The organism is Thalassotalea nanhaiensis, assembly GCF_031583575.1.
Lineage (GTDB): Bacteria > Pseudomonadota > Gammaproteobacteria > Enterobacterales > Alteromonadaceae > Thalassotalea_A > Thalassotalea_A nanhaiensis.
This window is the reverse complement of sequence record NZ_CP134146.1, coordinates 4,175,370-4,193,687: the sequence shown is the minus strand read 5'-3', so window position 1 is coordinate 4,193,687 and position 18,318 is coordinate 4,175,370. Positions and strand designations below refer to the sequence as shown.

The following is an 18,318-nucleotide window of genomic DNA, read 5'->3' as shown; positions in this document are numbered from 1 at the left end:
AAAGAAGATATATATTTAAAAATAAAATAGAGAAGTTAGTTTTAAGAGGTAATTAATTCAAGTTTGTATTATTGAATTTAAAAGTTCATTTAATGTCTTGGCCCTATCTTTCCTTGAAAAATTACCAGTGAGATGTGAGGGCTCCATTTTGTTAAAGCCTTGTTGTATTGAAGTATTCAAAATTAACTCATAAATGTTTTGATTTGAGAATAATAAACAACACTTATATAAATTCGCTACTTGGGCTGTTGAACTACCCTCTGGAGTTTTAATCAATATTGGCTTATTAGAACCTAAATACTCATAAATTTTCCCGGGAACTTGCAGGTTAAATCTTTCATCTTGTATCAATAATAATGCATCTGCTCTTGTCATATTTACTATAGCTAAAAGAAAGTCCGTTGGTTTTATAAATGAAACTAAATCATCAACGTTCAATTGTTTTAACGTGTCTTCAAAGACTGTACCATCACCAGCACCTTGAAATATTAATTCAAAGTTGCTGCTATCAATTTCATTTTTAGCTTTTAATTGCGATAAAGCCTCAAATATAGGTATAGGATCTCTACCTTCTTGATATAATGCACCAGCATAATAAAGGCTAAACTTTCCATCTGAAAAAATATTAGGGTGCGATTTTTCTAACGCTTTTGCTTTTCTAAAATTATCTTCATCATAGCCATTTTCAATAACTGAAAATTGTTCACTTTCACTGTACTGTTCTTCATATTTATCTTTAGTTGCGCTTGTTGCAAAAATAACTTTTCTAGCTTTAGATATTGTTAAATCGTCTATTTTTTTATGGATGCCATCTAGAAATTTTCCATTCGTTGTATGGATATAAGGAGCAGGATCTCTATAATCTGCTACCCAAGGAATGCTTCCATAATCAGAAAGTTTACTCGCAATATAATGTGCGCTGGGTATCGGGTAGGTTGACCAAATGATATCTGGTTTATGTTGTAGGATTATTTTTTTACCTTTATACAAAGCAAATGGGATCCATGTTCCCCATCTATCTGGAGTTTTCATCCAATTGAAGTGCTTACCTCTGATTGATAGGTGACGCATTACATCAAAAGCTTTGGCTCTGTATATAAATTGATTGTCGTTTAGCTTTATTGGAGGGGAATTATCTAAATGAACGTATGCACTTTGCTTGGCTGTTAGCATGATAGTTGTCCAGCCAAACTCATTTAAATATTGGAAAAACTTTAAGGTTCTTTGTACCGATGCAGCATTGCTTGGTGGAAAATCAAAAGCGACCATTAAGATTGTTTTAGCCATTTTCACTCGCAATTTTTGCAATTGATAGTGAAAACAAAGATAAGTTCCTTCTAAACGGCATAAACCTTGGTAAGGCAAATTTTGGTGTGTGTTGAAATGCCCCGCCATCATTTGTAGAAAATCCAAATCTAAATTTTAATTGCTTGGCAGCACCACAATGCTCTTTATTGTAATCTCTATTATATAAACCATTTGGAAAAGCAATAGAGTCAATTTCTTTACGGGTTAATGTTTCTAAATAAACCTTGTTGGTTTGAAGTTCATCTATAGTAACTTGCTTTGTTTCAGTAGATAAAATTGTGTGGTTGTGTGTGTGTGCGCCAAGCATGAAACCTTTATCTGTAAGCTGCTTAACTTGTGATGCTGTCATCATGGTTCTTTTATAAATAACAGCGCCTAATTCATCTTCAAGTAGCTTAATCTTCATTGTTCGAGTGTTTTGATCTAAAAATTTTAAGTAAGTAATCAAAGCATTAAAACTTTGAATTTTTTCTTGTTTAGAATGCAATGGGAGCACCACCCCTGTAATTTCTTTACTTATCTTTTCAGCTTCAGTAGCTATGATTAATTGCTGAACTTGATCATTCCATAAATAGCCCTGTTCAATTCCTTTTGAAGCGATGAAAAAAGTTGCTGCACACCTATGTTTTTCTAGTACAGGCAAAGCATTAATAAAATTATCCTGGTAGCCATCATCGAATGTTAAAACTAAAGCTTTAGTTGGTAGATTTCCTTCTGCCAATAAAGCCAGTGCGCTGTTTAGTTTTAAAATATTGAAATGATTTGAGAGGTGCTCTATTAATTGAGCGAACTCATCTTTATCAAAATCATCAGAGTGGTATGGGTTAGGCTTGTCTAGTACATGATGAAAATACAAGATCGCTAACGGATACTCGCTAAATTTGAGTTTTGAACGATAATAAAAAAGTGATAATAGGAAATCTAGCATTTCATTTATTTTTCATTTTATTAAGGCTTAGACTTGTTAATGCTTTTAATGAACGTGATCAAACAACTATTCTCAAACTTATTAACAGCTTATGAAATTAATTATAGTTACATTTTGGTTTATTGCTTTTTGTTTTCCCGTACAGGCTAAGCAAGTCATTGTTGATGGCGTGGCCTTTACTTCATTTAAGCTGGCGAAGAAAAGCATAAAAGATGGAAGTAAAATATTTTTATCTAAAGGAGTTTATACCCAAGGTGTAAACTTAAAGGCTAGTAATATAGAAATTTTAGGGGAAAAGGGAGTTGTTTTTGATAATGCCTCTGTTAATGGTAAAGCAGCTTTAGTACTAAAGGGGGATAACATATTTATTGAAAACATTGAATGTAGAAACATACAGGTTAAAGACGGTAACGGTGCATGTATTCGCTTTGAAGGGCGAAATCTTACCGTAAGAGGGCTGTATGCGCATGATAGTCATTCTGGCCTGATGACGTCTAAGGATGCTGGCATTGTTAATATAGAATACTCACGCTTTGAGCGGTTAGGGAATAGAGGTGGTTATAGCCATGCTATTTATGTGAAGGCTGATTTACTTTCAATTAAATATAGTGAATTTTTATCAACTAAAAAGCAGGGAAGCGCTGTCAAAACAAGGTCGAAAAAAACGGTTATTGAATATTCATTGCTAGCATCTATTGATGGTAAAGACAGTCGCTTGGTTGATGCAGCTAATTATGGCGAGCTTATTATTAGAAATAGCATTTTAGAGCAAGGTGTAAATACTTCAAATAGTCAGCTACTAGCTTATGGTTTGGAGAAAAAAGTTCCAGTAAAAACCGAGGTTAATAAAATTGAGGTTACCGGTAATTTACTACTACTAGACAGGAAAAAAGCAAATGTAATACTTAAACATCGTTTGGCGGATGAAGTCATTGTCGCAAATAATATAATCGTAGGTGATCCCCTAGATAAAAAAGAATTTTTAAAAACTAATACCTGGTATAAAAATAGAAGCTCTGCAAAATTGCAACCTTACCCTTATATTCCAGAAGTTGATGATATTGAACGCTTGAAAACATATATTCAACTTGTGGGGGATGCTGAAAAATAACGTATATGGTCTCTAATTATCGTATTGAACAACTTAGTCCAAAAGATTTTGATAAGTGGGATCATTACGCACAACAACATGCCCAATTTACTATTTACCATTTAACTGAGTGGCAGCAAATAATTGGTGAAACATTTAACCATTCAAGCTGTTACATAATTGCCTTTAACTGTTCTGGTCAAGTTAAAGGCATCCTACCAATGATCAATTTATCTAGTACTCTTTTTGGCAACCATATGTTGTCGCTTCCTTATTTCAATTATGGAGGTGCATTAAGTGATTGCGAAGAAGTTCGAGAGCTTTTAATTGATAAAGCAATTGAATGGAGTAAAACATACAAAGTTAAACATTTACAGCTGCGAGATACGCTTCCTGTAAGCAATAAGTTGCTGACTTTAAATAAACATAAAGTAAATATGGTTTTATCTTTACCTAAAACCAATGAGCAACTTCAGAAAATTTTTTCTTCTAAGTTAAAATCTCAAATAAAGAGAGCAACAAAAGAAGAAGTGCAAGTAGAGTTTGGGCATTTAGACTTGTTAGATGACTTTTATCGGGTATTTTGTGAAAAAATGCGCGACCTTGGAACCCCCGTTTATAGTAAATTATTCTTCGAAAACATGTTAAATGCTTTTCCTAAAGCTAGCTTGATTACCGTTATTTATTGGCAAGGTAAACCGGTGTCTGCTGGGTTTGTGTTTTTTTACAATCGAAAGTTTGAGGTACCTTGGGCCGCAACATTAAGCAAAGCTAATCATATTTCAGTTAATATGCTTCTATATTGGAAAATGATAGAGCGTGCAATTGATTATAATTGTTTGCAGTTTGATTTTGGCAGATGTACTGTCGATTCTGGAACCTTTCGTTTTAAAAAACAATGGGGGGCTATTCCTAAGCAATGTTATTGGTACAATTGGGCTGAAGGTTCGAAAGGTGCTCCCGATTTATCTCCGGCAAATCCTAGGTTTAATTTAGCGATTAAAGTTTGGAAAAAATTGCCACTGCTTATCACCAATCGTTTAGGCCCTGTAATTGTTAAAAATCTTCCATAAACGGTCTTTAATGCTTTTGAAAGTAACACTGAGTAAATATTTATAATTTTTTTTATAAATTATTAAATTACAGTAAGCTTCTGTTGTTTGTGCTAAGGATTTTTTGTACCTAGCATCACCCGCTAAAAAGTCATAAACATTAATCTCTGGCTTATTTAGTATTAGCCATTCTATTACTTTGGCATGAATAGCCAAACCGAGTTTCAGCTTATTGTTTTCAATCTTTGATAAGCAGGCTAAATAGAAATAGATATGGCCATGATCAACCAAATAATACGCGCAACCTAGAATGGCTTCACCTGAATTTATCTCTGCAACTAGAGTATAAATATTTTGACTATAAGCAAAATCTTGAGCTGAGTTTAATTGTTGATGAAACTCTTCAAACAATGGATTACTAAAGCCACTGGGCGTGTTTGTATTCTTCCATTTCTTTATGTGTAGATGTTTGTGTTTATTTAAAATACTAAATTGATCTGTATTCCATATCTTTAATTCTATTGCTGCAGATTTATTTAATAAACTTATACTTCGGTTAACTTGTTGGCGAGTATTTTTAGATAGCTGTGATAAATAATCATTTAAATCTTTATAATTATGCAGGTTAACTTTGTAACCACTGTGAAGATCACTCTTATAAAGAGAGTAACTATTGGGTAGGTGTTTTTGATTGGTAGTTTTTCCTTTACTGACCGAAATAATAAACTCATCCACATGAGGCTGGCTTTGAGATAAATATCTCCAAATATTGGTTAATGCGCTTTCTTCATAGCCTTTTGCAATCAAAAAATTGTTATTTTCTATCCAAATTTGGTCATAATTGCGCTTACCTGTTCGGTGCAAAAACCACTGCGTGCATGGAATAAGACCCAATTTGTTACTTTTCTTTTCAACAAATAGCCCGAGCGCAATTATTTCAGATGTGTAACTGTGGGCGCTTACTAACACTATTTTATTATCATCAATTACTTGATTTAGCCAATTAGCTATCCAACGCCAAGATAAAAAAAACTGAGTCTCTGTTTTTTCTGCGAGTATAAGCCACTTTTGTTGAATAGATGGAATCTCGGATTTTGAAATTTCAATACACTTAACCTGTAAAGGTTGATGTTCTATGCTGTTGTGTATATTCAAATCTATTTTCCTAAAAAACAATTAACTTTCTTTGAGAAAAGTTTTATAAATTCTTTATCTCTTACTAGTATGAATATAGAAAAGTTTTTGTTTAAAGAGAAATTTTTAGTTAATCATTTGCGAGTATATTCTTGGAGACTAGAAATAAATGACCACTAAAGTCGTACATTTAGTATACAGCTTTGGTTGCGGTGGCTTAGAAAAAGTTATAGTTAATCTAGTTAATTACTCAAATGAATTTGATGTTGAGCATATTATTATTTCGTTAACTGATGATTTATCTATGGCTGAACAATTACAAGAAAAGTGCGCCATTTATCAGTTAGAAAAAAAACAGGGAAATGACTTTAGCTCACATAAAAAGCTATACCAATTACTTAAAAATTTAAAACCAGATGTTTTTCATACTTATAATTTTGGCACTATTGAATACCAGCTAACGGCTAAATTTTTAGGTGTTGGGTTATTAATTCATAGTGATCATGGTCGAGGTGGCGATGACCCAGATGGTAAAAATATACAGCATAATATTTTTCGTTACTTTGTCGCTAAATTGATAAATAGGTACATAGTTGTATCTTTAGATCTTTATCAATGGATTAAAGATGTAATAAGGGTAAAGAAAAAGAATCTTTTTTTAGTTTTTAATGGGGTAAAAGTTAAACCTTATACTTTTGAACCAAGTGACTCAGTTAAGTCATTTGTTACAGTTGGCCGATTAGAGTCGGTAAAAAATCAAAAATTATTAATAGACTCCTACTTAAAGGCGAAAACTATTGAGCCAAGGCTTAAATTAACTAAATTAGACATAATTGGGGATGGTCCGTTATTTGATGAAATGGAAGGATATATAAAGGAGAAGAATGCTGAAAATTCAATCAGCCTAAAGGGGTATCAAGAAGATGTAGATGCGTTTTTAGAAAATTCTGACGTTTTTTTACTATCATCAAATTATGAAGCTATGCCACTTACTATTTTAGAAGCTATGGCTAAAAGGGTTCCCGTCGTTTGCACTGACGTTGGTGGTATTTCAACATTCATTACACCTAAAGAAGCATGGTTTGTTGAGCCTAATAATGTGGCGAAGCTGGCAGATGCAATAATTTCTGCTTTTCAAGATAAGCAATCTAGATTAGAAAAAGCGAGCAACGCATATCGTTTAGTGAAAGAAAGTTACTCAATAGAAAGCATGGTTAACAAATACATGGAAATATACCAAGTCAGTAAGTTTAAAGCTTTATGATTATTTTTTAATAAGAAAGGTTAAAAATGAAAATAGGGATTGTTGTTGGTACCAGACCCGAAATAATAAAAATGGCTCCGGTGATAAGAGAGTGTCAAAAGCGCCTGCTCCCCTTTTTCATCATCCATTCTAACCAGCATTATTCAGAAGAAATGGATAAAATTTTCTTTGAAGAGTTACAGCTACCTACGCAAGATTATAATTTAAATGTAGGCTCTGGATTACACAGCAATCAAACCGGTAATATTTTAATTAAAATGGAGCCAATTTTAGTAAAAGAAAAACCTGATGTGGTTTTAGTACAAGGAGATACTAATACTGTACTTGCTGGCGCTTTAGCAGCATCAAAGCTGAACATAAAGGTTGGGCATATTGAAGCTGGACTACGTAGTTATGATCGGATGATGCCCGAAGAAACAAATCGAATATTAACCGACCACATCAGTGATTTTTTATTTGCAGTTGGACCAGCGCAAGAAGCGATATTGATTGATGAAGGCATCTCAAATAATAAAATTTATGCGGTTGGCAATACAGTTTCCGATTCATTATTCCAACATTTAGAAATTTCACAGAATAATAGTAGTATTTTAGAGAGCTTGAAGCTGGATAAAGGAGAGTATTTTCTAATTACTGCTCACCGTGCCTCTAACGTTGACATTAAATCCCATCTAGAAGAATTACTTGTTTTACTTACACATTTACACCAGCATTTTTTTAAGCCAATTGTTTGGCCTATACACCCAAGGACAGTTAGTAAGTTAAAAGAGTTTGACCTTAAAGTACCAGATTTTTTATTACTAACCCCACCAATCGGTTATTTTGATTTTATTCAGCTACAACAACACGCTAAATTGATCTTAACTGATTCAGGAGGTATTCAAGAAGAGGCTTGTTTACTTGGAGTTCCTTGTATAACCCTTCGAGAAAATACCGAGAGACCTGAGTCTGTAAATGTTGGCGCGAATGTATTAGTCGGTAGAAACAAAGAGTTGGCTTTAAATGCGATGAAAAAATGGATGGATGATGAAAATTATTCATGGGAAAACCCGTTTGGTGATGGCAAGGTTGCAGGTCGAATAATATCTATCTTGGAAAAGTCATTACTCCCTCAATCAGAAGATATAATACCTAGAAATGAAGATATATCGGTTATTGGCCTTGGTTATATGGGCTTGCCCATAGCTTGTTTGCTTGCAGAGGCAGGTTATCAAGTAAAAGGCATTGATATTAGTACTGATAGAGTTGATATGATCAACAGTTCAAAATGCCCTTATAAAGAAATGGGCTTAGAAAAGCTATTACAAAAGGTAATATCTACCGGATTTCTGCGCGCAACAACAACACTAAAATCCTCTAACACATACCTACTTGCAGTGCCAACGCCACAGCTAGAAAATAAGTGCGACTTGAGTTTTTTAAATAAAGCTATAGAGCAGTTAGTTTTGGTCGCTAGAAATGGACAAACATTAATTATTGAATCGACAATTAGCCCTGGAACTTCAAAAGAAATACAAAGTAAATTACTTAAACATAACCTTGAGTTAAATGTCGTACATTGTCCAGAAAGGGCAATTCCTGGGAATACTCTGTTTGAATTGAAAAATAACGATAGGGTTGTGGGCTCTGAAAACTCAATAGCAGCTAATTTAGTGAAAAATATTTATAAAACATTTTCAAATGGCCAAATATTTATCACTGACACAACAACTGCTGAATGCGTAAAGCTAGTAGAAAATACCTCTAGAGATGTAAATATTGCTTTTGCTAATGAACTTGCTGAAATTTGCCATGAGTTAGAAGTGGATGTTCAGCACGTAATAAACCTTGCTAATAAACATCCACGAGTGAACGTTCTCTCCCCTGGGCCAGGTGTGGGGGGGCATTGCATCCCTGTAGATCCTTGGTTTTTAATTGAAAACACCGAATCAGGAGAGTTGGTTCGCCTTGCAAGACATATCAATGACCATCGTCCTGTTGTTTTCGCTGACCAAGTTAAGAAGTATTTAAAAAAAATAAATGGGGGAAAGGTCGGAATATTAGGTGTTGCATACAAAGCTGATGTTGATGATTGCAGAGAATCCCCAGCATATGCACTTTTACAAGAGCTCTTGAATTCAGGTATCAAGGTAAAATACCATGACCCATTAGTTATGGAGTGGGCATGTGAACGTTTATCATTAGCAGAATTGCAAGTCTGGAGTGATGTTTTGCTTTTAGTCACAGATCATTCAGCATATCAGGGAATGAAATTTAGTAAGTTTGTTATTAATACACGAAATTAATAATAGTAGGTGGTCTTTAATACAAAAATAAAACCTTCAAGGATCTAATTCTTAAAACTTCACCTATACTTTCTTTGAATGTTTAAGTTGTCTTCAAATTTCAACTATTTAAACAAACGCAAGGAAGTCAAATGAACAATAAAATAGTTTTTATAATCATTTCAGTGTTTCTTTTTGCCTGTAGCCAACAGAAGTCAGCTGATGAGTATAAAGTTGCTGCAAGTGAATTTATTTCGAGTAAAGATTACCAATCTGCCATCATTGAGCTTAAAAATGCCATTCAGCAGCAGCCTGATGACGGAAAGAGCCGTTTCTTGTTGGCTAAAAGTTACTTGCATACTGGTGATAGCTCTGGCGCTAAAAAGGAGTTTTTGCGCAGCCTTGAGCTAAATTTTGATGCCAACCTCGTTGTCCCTTTACTTATTCGAAGTGACTTAATTTTAGGTGATCGAAATTCATTACTAGAACACTTAAACCTTATTGTTCAATTAAATTTTGAAGGGCAAGTAGAAGCTAATGCTATTGCAGGAATTGGTTTAACTATTTTGGGCGATACGCAAAATGGTATGCCATTGCTAAGCCAAGTGTTGGCGCATGAACCGAATGAAAATTTTTATTACCAATTAGCTAAAGGTTGGGTGGCTGCGAATAATGATCAAGTCGACGAAGCCATTGTTTTAACAAAAGGCTTAATGGAAAGAGATTCCGAATTTTTAGATGCTAAGTTAGTTTATGCAAATTTAAATATGTTGGCCAAAAATCATGATGTGGCATTGCTTGAGTTTAAGGCTTACCTTGAGGTTTTTCCAACTAATTATTTAGTGAAGTTAAGCTTTATATCTGCCTTAATGAAAGCTGAAAAATACACCGAAGCAGAGTCTGAAACTGACAAACTGCTCAATCGCTTTCCTGCATCTTCAATTGCTAATGAGACCAAAGCTGAATTAACGTTAAGAGAATCAAAATATAAAGAAGCTGCAGAATACGCAGGCATTGCATTAACCAACCAACCTAGTCTGTTTAAAGCCAATCTAATCGCTGGTATAGGGCATTATAAATCTAATAATATTGAAATGGCTTTTCATCATTTGTCGGCAATTGAAAAGCAAATGGCTCCTAATCATTTTGGTGCTCAGTTGTTGGCTATTGTTAGATTACAATTAGGTTATACCCAAGAAGCGATAACTACCATTGATGCAATAGACGATATCAATGAAAAAGATTTTAATTTATTAGCCAATGCGAGTTTAGCGTTGATTCGAACTGGTGAAGTAACTAAAGCTAAAGAATATATTAATAAAATGGACGATATTGATATCGAGAATGCGGCTAATTTGAGTAGACGAGGAACATTTAAACTGTCATTGAATGATTTTTCAGGCATTGAAGATTTACAACAAGCCATTGATATAGACCCAAGCTATGATAAAGCGCGTTTAGCCCTCCTATATAATTATTTGCAAAAAAATGAATTTGATAAAGCCATGACAGTGGCTAACGAATGGATAAACCAATTTCCCGATAAAGATTCAGGTTACTTAGCCCAAGGTTTAGTTTGGCGAAAACAAAATATGCTTACCCAAGCTGAAGCATCTTTCAAAAAGGCGCTAGTTAAAGATAGTGAAAGTGTTGGAGGGTTATTTAATTTAGCGCTACTTGATATGAAAGCTAATAAGCTTGAGGCAGCCTATAATCGCTTAACCCAGTTATTGTCTATAAATGAAAATCATTTGGCTAGTATTGATCTTTTGGTCAGTCTAGCAAATAAATTTGATGACAAACAAAAAGTTACTAAGTTTTTGGCTACTAAGTCTTCCATTGTATTTAAAGTTGCACAAGCAAAAGCGATGGAAAATGTTGGCCAACGTACTCAGGCAGTTGAGTTTTTAAAGGAGTTAGCTAATGAGGCTAACGATAATCCAGCCTATCTTGCTGTGTATGCGAAAATGGCGCTTAGAGCTAGTGATTATGCCGCCGCAGAGGGATTATTTAATAAATTAATTCTTAGAACACCTAATGCTTTACCTGCTTACACTGGCTTACTATACGCACTTGAAGCTCAGCAAAAGTATCAACAGGCCTATACGGAAGTAAAAAAGACTCAACAAAAATTTCCCTTAAACAAAAACCTATTATTATTTGAAGTAAACTATTTAATTTTTTCAAAATCGTTTGACCGAGCTGGAGAAGTATTAGCTAGCGTTCGCCCTGGGGATGTTGATCAAAATTTATACTTTGGCGTTAATAATTTGTATTATCAAGGAAAAGGCGACTTTGAAGCGGCCAAACCCTATGCGATGCAGTTGCATCAATTAAACCCTGATTTAGCTAATTCGTTTATGTATGCCAAACTGTTGCAACGATTAAATGAAACTCAATTAGCCATAAAAGTTGTAAATTCTGCGCTGCAAGAGTATGGCAGCAACTTGCCTTTAGAAAATTTGTTAGCAGAGTTAAATGTTGAAGAAGATCCTCACCAATCTCTAGTATTCTATCAAAAGCTTGCTGAAGAGCGACCTGATAACGTTATTGTACTAAATAATTTAGCGTGGTCTGCAATTCAAGCTGGTGAATATCAGTTAGGTTTAGATACAGCCAAAAAAGCTGCCAATTTAGCTCCTGAGCAGCCACAAGTATTAGATACACTAGCGGTAGCACATATGAAAATGAAGGAGTACGCTGCTGCAGAAAAATTGCTAATTCAAGCGCAAGAAATTGATCCTAAGAATCAAGAGATCATGCTGCACTATGCTCAGTTATTGATTTATCTTAATAGGATGGATGATTCGAGAGCCGTTTTGGCAATGATTAATGATGGTCCTGAAAAAAGGCAAGTTGAGCAACTGTTGGTAGATTAACGCATGAGGATAAACCCCATCATAATCTGCTTAATATTATTCTGCGGTATTTCTGGCGTAGTAACTGCTAATGAACAGCTAGTACAAACAATCGCTCAAGTAAAACCGGCTATTGTAGGGGTGGGCATTCATCAAGCTAACGCTCGCCCACAAAGCCGTTTGCATGGTACAGGTTTTGTCATTGGCAATGGTCATTATATTGTCACTAATTATCATGTGCTTGCCCAAGACATTAAAATTGAAGCGAAACAAAAGCGAGTCATTTTTGTTGGCTTTGGTAAGAAAAGTGAAGTGCGAAATATAGAAGTTGTTGCCTATTCAAAGCGGCATGACATTGCCATTCTTAAACAAAACGGTCCTAAATTACCCACATTAAAGCTTCATCAAGATCAGTTCATTGCCGAGGGTGAGTCAATAGCTTTTACTGGTTTTCCTATTGGAGCAGTATTGGGTTTATATCCGGTTACTCACAAAGGTATTGTTGCCAGTATTACACCTGTAGTTATTCCTGTTATGGCTTCAACACAGTTGAGTCCGTCAATGGTGAAGGTTTTAAAAAATCCATATCTGGTTTATCAACTTGATGCCACGGCATATCCGGGGAATAGTGGTAGTCCCGTTTATCTACAATCTAATGGCGAGGTTGTTGCGGTGATAAATAAGGTGTTTGTTCAGAAAACTAAAGAGTCTGCAATAACCAACCCAAGTGGCATTACCTATGCAATACCAATAAAATTTTTGAATGAATTAATTCAAGAGCAAAAACTCAATATTTATTCACCTTGATGTTGGTCAGTTAATTCTATTTTTTGTTGGCTAATTTGACTTGGCGTTTCTAATGGCAATAATTGAGAAATTGTAACTAACTCAATGTTGCGCTCAGCAAGAGTTGGGATCATTTTCTTTAATACTCTTACTGTTGCAGGGTGTGGATGGGCGATGGCTACAACCGCACCATTTTTTTTACTGCTGCGGATCAGTTTATTAAATTGTTGCTCAATGTAGCGTTCATCAACTTTATTATCCAAAAAAATGTGGCGGTGTAAACTTGGAACACCTATACGTTGCGCTATATATTCGGCTTGTGAATATTTGCTGGTTCTTGAGTCTAAGAAAAATAAATCGTTTTCTTTTAAAAACTGCATAGTCCAAGACATTGGGGCAGATTTTTGGGTAAGTAAACTGCCCATATGATTATTGATGCCGATGACATGAGGAATATCAGCAATAGATGCCGCTAATGTTTTCTTAACATTGGCTTCATCCATGTTACTTGTTAATGCCCCAGGCCCAAGTAATAAGTTGTTTATAGATTCCATTGGCACATGTAATAAAATTTCACGTTGTTGCTGATTACCTTGAACGGCTAACTCACGACCAAATGGTGTATGGGGCAGTACAGAAAAAGTAACTTGTTTTGGAAGTTGTAAGGCGGTTTTGTCAGTTGATCTATAACCGATGTCATCAATAACAATGGCTATTTTGTCTTTGCCTTGTGCATTAGCACTTGTTGCAAATAGATTAACGACTACAAAAATAAACAAAGAAAAAAATATGCGCACTAGGAAAATTCTTATTTTTATAAAATGCATCAGGCTTAAAGCCTTGCTTGTTAAATTTAGAATAGCAATATTGAAAATGAAAATCGAGTAGTAAACTAAATTATTACATTTATTTTACTTGAAGAGTTTTAATCTGGCATAGCTTGAAGTTGGTTTATTTAGGATCAGGTAGGTCTGCTAGGTTACGCTCATTTTTAATCGTCAGGAAATTTTACACTTTTTAGAGTTTAAATTGATTAGCTGAGCTTTATTTAAGTAATATCAATGAATTATAAACTTGGACTACATGTTGCATCCGTGAGAGGGAACATACTGAAGAAAAATTGAATCTAATAATAAAGCTGATATTAAATATGAAAATAATAAAGTGTTTTTTGCTCTTTTCCTATATTGCTATTGCCGCAATAATCAATACTGCAACAGCAGGCCTTATATATAGTGATGCCACTAACCTTTTAATTAATGGTAGTTTTGAAGAACCTAGCATTCCCGGTACATCTTGGCGGCATTATGCTGCTGATGATGTGATTGGCTGGGAGAGTAGTGCGATAGTTGACAGTTCAGGAGCAGAAATAAAAGATGGTCGAATTGAAATTTGGAATGGTCTTTTTGGTACCCCAGCCACTCATGGTGATCAACTCGCTGAGCTTAATGCTCACCCTGGGCAAGCTAGTGATGAATACTTTAGTATTTCACAAACATTTTCTACTGTTTTAAATAGTCATTATATATTTGGTTTTGATTATCGTGCTCGTGGCAATAACGACGGTCGCTTTATGGTGGAAGTTATTAATATTGGCTCACCTAATATTTTTACTCAAATTTACTCAAATACAGATAAAGATGCCTGGACAATGTTTTCTTCTGGTTTTATTGGTGACGGCGGTTCTTACACACTTAAATTAACGTCATTAAGTGCTGCAACAGATACAACTGGGCACTTACTTGATGCTGTTTACGTTGGTTATGATGAACGTGTTGGTCCTGCTGGCGTTCCGGTACCAGAGCCTGGTACTTTGTTGTTATTTGCTATAGCCATATTAGGACTAGCGGTAAAATATAAAAATATTTGATTATTTATTATTCTCTCACTTTTAAATCCCTTTCTTTAAACAATGAAAGTAAGCCTATTTACATTTTTTAAAAAGGACCATGTTCGGTTAACAATTACTTTACCGTTTAGTAACAAGCCCTTTAAAAACGTGGGTTACAGACAAATATTTTTTAGTTACACCTTGATTACAGTTGGCACTAGCAGTATTGTGAACTATGAATAGTGTACAGTTTAAAGGCAACTAAAAATGAAACCAATAGTTTATGCAAATATTTGGCAACGTATGATGGCTAATGTGATTGATGGTTTAATTATTTTGATCCTAATGCTGCTAATTTCAAGTTTGTCTTTCGTACATATATCTTTTGCTTTTATCGCAATAATTTTTAGTCATTTTGCTTACTGGTATTATGGTTATTACTTCAATGGTAAGTATGGCGCTACATTTGGTAAGCATTTTTTAGGCTTAATAGTTGTTAATAAAGACTTAGGTCGTTTTGATTTCAATACTTCTTTCAAGCGCAGTTCTATTGATCTTGGTTTTGCTGTATTTGGTGCTGCTTTTGCTTTAACTGCATTATTTTCAATGGACTTTAGCCATTATGCAAGCTTAGGATTTCATCAACGTGAAGCGTATTTAGCCAGCTTTAACCCTGAAGTGTCAGCGTTATGTGCACAACTGTTTGGTTATTGGTTATTGAGTGAATTCGTTGTGATGATGTTTACCAAACGCAATCAAGCTGCGCAAGATTTGTTAGCGGGTACGGTTGTTATCGTAAAAGAGCCTAGAAAAGAACTTGCCAGTTCAAATAGTTAAATAGAGTATTCTAATTTGAGAGCCTGAACCCCGTTCAAGACGACACTAGTGTGTCGGTTTATCTACACCAAAGTTTTGGGTTTACTGGCTTACCTTTATGACGGATTTCAAAATACAATCCCGATTGGCTTTGACCACCACTTTGGCCAACTAAGGCGATAGGCTCACCAATTTCAACGCGATCGCCTACGCCTTTTAATAGTGTTTGGTTATGGCCATATAAGCTCATATAACCTTCACCATGATCAATCACTATGACTAAACCATAGCCTTTTAGCCAGTCGGCGAATAAGACAGTGCCGTTGTGTATGGTTTTAACACTTTTGCCTACTCCTGCATTTAACAGCACACCTTTCCAGCGTAAGTATCCTTGCTTTTTCGTACCAAAACTATGAGCAATTCGACCTTTTACTGGCCATTTCAGTTTCTTTTTAAGCTTACTTAAGCCTTTCAGTTCTTTTTCTTTTTGCAGTTGCGCTTGAATTCTGGCTAAGGTTTGAATTAATGATTTTTCTTCGCTTTCTAACTTATTAAGGCGCTGTTTACTCGATAGTATTTGCGAATTTAAGCTTTTAAGTGTTTGTTTACGCTCTTGTTGCTTTACTTCAATCGCTTGTTTTTGCTCTTTTTGCTCTGCCACTAATACCTGTAGCTGTTCGGCTTGTTGTTGCTGTTGTTCTTCAATTTTACTAAGTTCAATTAATACTTGTTCAAAATTTTCAATGCTGGTCATGCGAGCATCATTCAAATATTGATAATAGGTGAGAGTACGTTGAACTTTACTAGGACCCTGCTGATTGAGTAGCAACTTAAGGTAGTCGTGATGTCCGGCAGAGTAAGCACTGCGAATTTGTTCAGCGAGCACATCTTCTTGTTGTTTCTTTTTGGTTTCTAAAACTTGCTGCTGTTTATTCAGCTGCTTTATTTTTTCTTGAGTTTGTTTTTGCTTGCCGCGAGTTTCATTCATTTTTGCGGCAGTTTTTGCAATGGCTAAATCATCTTTTTTAAGCTGTTGTTGAATTTCTTGTTGCTGCTTATTGGTGAGTTTAATGGCTGCTTTTTGTTGTTCTATTTTTTGCTTTACTGAGGATAGATCTTTTGTAGTCTCATTGTTTTGAGCAAACACAGTTGCTGAATTTAGCCACAAACAACACATCACACACAGTGGTAAAGACTTAAATGTCCTTTTCACCGTGCGGTGTTGTTTATGAATAAATGAGTACAACAAGCTCACTAAAGTTTAATCATTTAAAGTCATTAATGGGGTACCGGTCATTTCACTCGGTTGCTCCATTGCCATTAGGTGCAACAAGGTTGGTGAAATATCACTTAATGCCCCTGTTTTAGATACAGATGCATTTCTGCCAACGTAAATAAGAGGTACCGGCTCACATGTATGAGCAGTATGCGCCTGTCCACTTGTGGCATTTACCATCATTTCAGCGTTACCGTGATCGGCAGTAATTAAGCATTCTCCGCCGTTGCGCTTTAATGCTTCAACAACTCGACCAATAGAATGATCAACAGCTTCACAGGCTTGCACTGCAGCATCAAATTTCCCCGTGTGGCCTACCATGTCACCATTAGGGTAATTACATACTATTAAGTCGTGTTCGCCACTATCAATTGCCGCGACAAGTTTGTCGGTTAACAACGTTGAGTTCATTTCTGGTTGCAGATCGTACGTAGCAACTTGTGGAGAAGGAATTAAAATTCGCTGTTCGCCAGCAAAGGTATCTTCTTTACCACCACTAAAGAAAAACGTCACGTGAGCATATTTTTCTGTTTCAGAAATCCTTAATTGGGTTTTATCATGTTTCTCTAACCATTCGCCCATTACATTATGCAAAGGTTCAGGCGGGAAAGCTGCTGGTGCATTAATATCGGCAGCATATTCGGTAAGCATAACAAAATCAGCAAGTTCAGGTTTAGACTTACGTTCAAACCCTGAAAAATCAGCTTCAGTAAAGCAGCGACTAAATTGACGAGCTCTATCGGCTCTAAAGTTCATAAAGATTAGTGAGTCACCATCGTTCACTGTAATAGCATTACCATTACTATCTGGAATATTAGTGGCAGAAACAAATTCATCGTTTTCATCACGTTCGTAGGCTGCTTTCAAGCCGGCAATTGCGCTGTCCGCAGTATATAATGACTCACCGCTTACTAATAAATTATAAGCGGCTTCAACACGTTCCCAGCGCTGATCTCTGTCCATAGCAAAATAACGGCCGATAATTGAAGCAACTTGACCATTACCTAACTCGGCAAACTTTTGCTCAGCCTTGGCAAGTGTCGACTCTGCACTGCGTGGCGGAGTATCTCGGCCATCTAAAAATGCATGTAAGTAAACCTTCTCGGCGCCGCGAGCTTTTGCCATATCCAACAAGGCTAAAATATGTTCTTCATGACTGTGCACACCACCTGGTGACATCAAACCAAATACATGCAAAGCTTTATCGTTTGTTGCGGCTTTATCAATTGCATTAATCAGAACTTGGTTTTGGTTGAACTCGCCAGTTTCGATAGACTTAGTGATGCGAGTAAAATCCTGATAAACAATTCGACCTGCGCCTAAATTTACATGACCAACTTCAGAATTACCCATTTGCCCATCAGGCAAACCTACAGCCATCCCGGATGTTTCAATTAACATGCTAGGGTAATTTTTCATTAAATCATCCATCACCGGTGTTTTTGCATGAAAAATAGCATTTGATTCGCTATTTTCACGATATCCCCAACCATCGAGAATTAATAACACCATAGATTTTTTGTTGTTCATGAGACTGCCTTGTGAATACCGTGAGTTTTTTTGATGAATAAGACCTAATACTATTAAATATCAGTCCTCAGGGCTATAGTTGAGAGCAAATCAGCGAGTATTTTTTTAATTAATGCTCAAAAGAGTATGCTTGTACCAGCTCTAGATGCATGTTTCTTGCACTTTGAGGTAGCACGGGTAT

At 35.5% G+C, this 18,318-nt stretch carries 14 protein-coding genes; 8 read left to right on the top strand and 6 right to left on the bottom strand.

Annotated features, from left to right (window positions below; all coding sequences use genetic code 11):
* Positions 1-57 precede the first annotated feature (57 nt).
* Together RI845_RS18265 and RI845_RS18260 are read right to left on the bottom strand one after the other, a co-directional pair.
* Positions 58-1,287 carry a glycosyltransferase gene (locus RI845_RS18265; protein WP_348387606.1) on the bottom strand — a complete coding sequence of 410 codons (1,230 nt, stop codon included), beginning with the start codon at positions 1,285-1,287 and terminating at the stop codon, positions 58-60.
* A complete protein-coding gene (locus RI845_RS18260) occupies positions 1,280-2,029 on the bottom strand; it encodes a polysaccharide deacetylase family protein (RefSeq protein WP_348387605.1) in 750 nt (249 codons plus the stop codon). The genes RI845_RS18265 and RI845_RS18260 overlap by 8 nt, the downstream gene beginning before the upstream one ends.
* Positions 2,030-2,327: 298 nt before the next feature.
* On the opposite strand from RI845_RS18260, the gene RI845_RS18255 reads away from it, so the two are divergent.
* Both RI845_RS18255 and RI845_RS18250 read left to right on the top strand, forming a co-directional pair.
* Positions 2,328-3,347, top strand: a complete 1,020-nt coding sequence (locus RI845_RS18255) for a hypothetical protein (protein ID WP_348387604.1) — start codon at positions 2,328-2,330, stop codon at positions 3,345-3,347.
* 5 nt (positions 3,348-3,352) lie between these two features.
* A complete protein-coding gene (locus RI845_RS18250) occupies positions 3,353-4,399 on the top strand; it encodes a FemAB family XrtA/PEP-CTERM system-associated protein (protein ID WP_348387603.1) in 1,047 nt (348 codons plus the stop codon).
* Here the strand turns inward: RI845_RS18250 and RI845_RS18245 are convergent.
* Positions 4,367-5,533 (bottom strand): GNAT family N-acetyltransferase, encoded by a 1,167-nt coding sequence (locus RI845_RS18245; protein ID WP_348387602.1) that lies wholly within the window; start codon positions 5,531-5,533, stop codon positions 4,367-4,369. The two genes, RI845_RS18250 and RI845_RS18245, sit on opposite strands and share 33 nt — an antisense overlap.
* Before the next feature lie 148 nt (positions 5,534-5,681).
* Here RI845_RS18245 and RI845_RS18240 point away from each other — a divergent pair, with 148 nt between their 5' ends.
* From RI845_RS18240 to RI845_RS18225, 4 genes are all read left to right on the top strand, one after another.
* Positions 5,682-6,776 carry a glycosyltransferase gene (locus RI845_RS18240; RefSeq protein WP_348387601.1) on the top strand — a complete coding sequence of 365 codons (1,095 nt, stop codon included), beginning with the start codon at positions 5,682-5,684 and terminating at the stop codon, positions 6,774-6,776.
* 26 nt (positions 6,777-6,802) lie between these two features.
* Positions 6,803-9,061 carry a non-hydrolyzing UDP-N-acetylglucosamine 2-epimerase gene (wecB, locus tag RI845_RS18235; protein ID WP_348387600.1) on the top strand — a complete coding sequence of 753 codons (2,259 nt, stop codon included), beginning with the start codon at positions 6,803-6,805 and terminating at the stop codon, positions 9,059-9,061.
* A gap of 131 nt (positions 9,062-9,192) precedes the next feature.
* Positions 9,193-11,919: an XrtA/PEP-CTERM system TPR-repeat protein PrsT gene (prsT, locus tag RI845_RS18230; RefSeq protein ID WP_348387599.1), complete on the top strand. Its 2,727-nt coding sequence runs from the start codon at positions 9,193-9,195 to the stop codon at positions 11,917-11,919.
* 3 nt (positions 11,920-11,922) lie between these two features.
* Positions 11,923-12,705, top strand: a complete 783-nt coding sequence (locus RI845_RS18225) for a S1 family peptidase (RefSeq protein ID WP_348387598.1) — start codon at positions 11,923-11,925, stop codon at positions 12,703-12,705.
* Here the strand turns inward: RI845_RS18225 and RI845_RS18220 are convergent.
* Entirely contained in the window at positions 12,693-13,481 is a 789-nt protein-coding gene (locus RI845_RS18220) for a divergent polysaccharide deacetylase family protein (protein WP_348387597.1), read from the bottom strand. The two genes, RI845_RS18225 and RI845_RS18220, sit on opposite strands and share 13 nt — an antisense overlap.
* Positions 13,482-13,834: 353 nt before the next feature.
* Between RI845_RS18220 and RI845_RS18215 the strand changes: the two genes are divergently transcribed.
* Together RI845_RS18215 and RI845_RS18210 are read left to right on the top strand one after the other, a co-directional pair.
* Positions 13,835-14,554, top strand: coding sequence for a PEP-CTERM sorting domain-containing protein (locus tag RI845_RS18215; protein ID WP_348387596.1), 720 nt, complete (start codon positions 13,835-13,837; stop codon positions 14,552-14,554).
* A 228-nt stretch (positions 14,555-14,782) separates the two neighbouring features.
* Positions 14,783-15,352: an RDD family protein gene (locus RI845_RS18210; RefSeq protein ID WP_348387595.1), complete on the top strand. Its 570-nt coding sequence runs from the start codon at positions 14,783-14,785 to the stop codon at positions 15,350-15,352.
* 58 nt (positions 15,353-15,410) lie between these two features.
* Here RI845_RS18210 and RI845_RS18205 read toward each other — a convergent pair whose 3' ends face one another.
* Together RI845_RS18205 and gpmI are read right to left on the bottom strand one after the other, a co-directional pair.
* Positions 15,411-16,499 carry a murein hydrolase activator EnvC family protein gene (locus tag RI845_RS18205; RefSeq protein WP_348387594.1) on the bottom strand — a complete coding sequence of 363 codons (1,089 nt, stop codon included), beginning with the start codon at positions 16,497-16,499 and terminating at the stop codon, positions 15,411-15,413.
* A 93-nt stretch (positions 16,500-16,592) separates the two neighbouring features.
* Positions 16,593-18,137 carry a 2,3-bisphosphoglycerate-independent phosphoglycerate mutase gene (gene gpmI, locus RI845_RS18200; protein ID WP_348387593.1) on the bottom strand — a complete coding sequence of 515 codons (1,545 nt, stop codon included), beginning with the start codon at positions 18,135-18,137 and terminating at the stop codon, positions 16,593-16,595.
* Positions 18,138-18,318 lie beyond the last annotated feature (181 nt).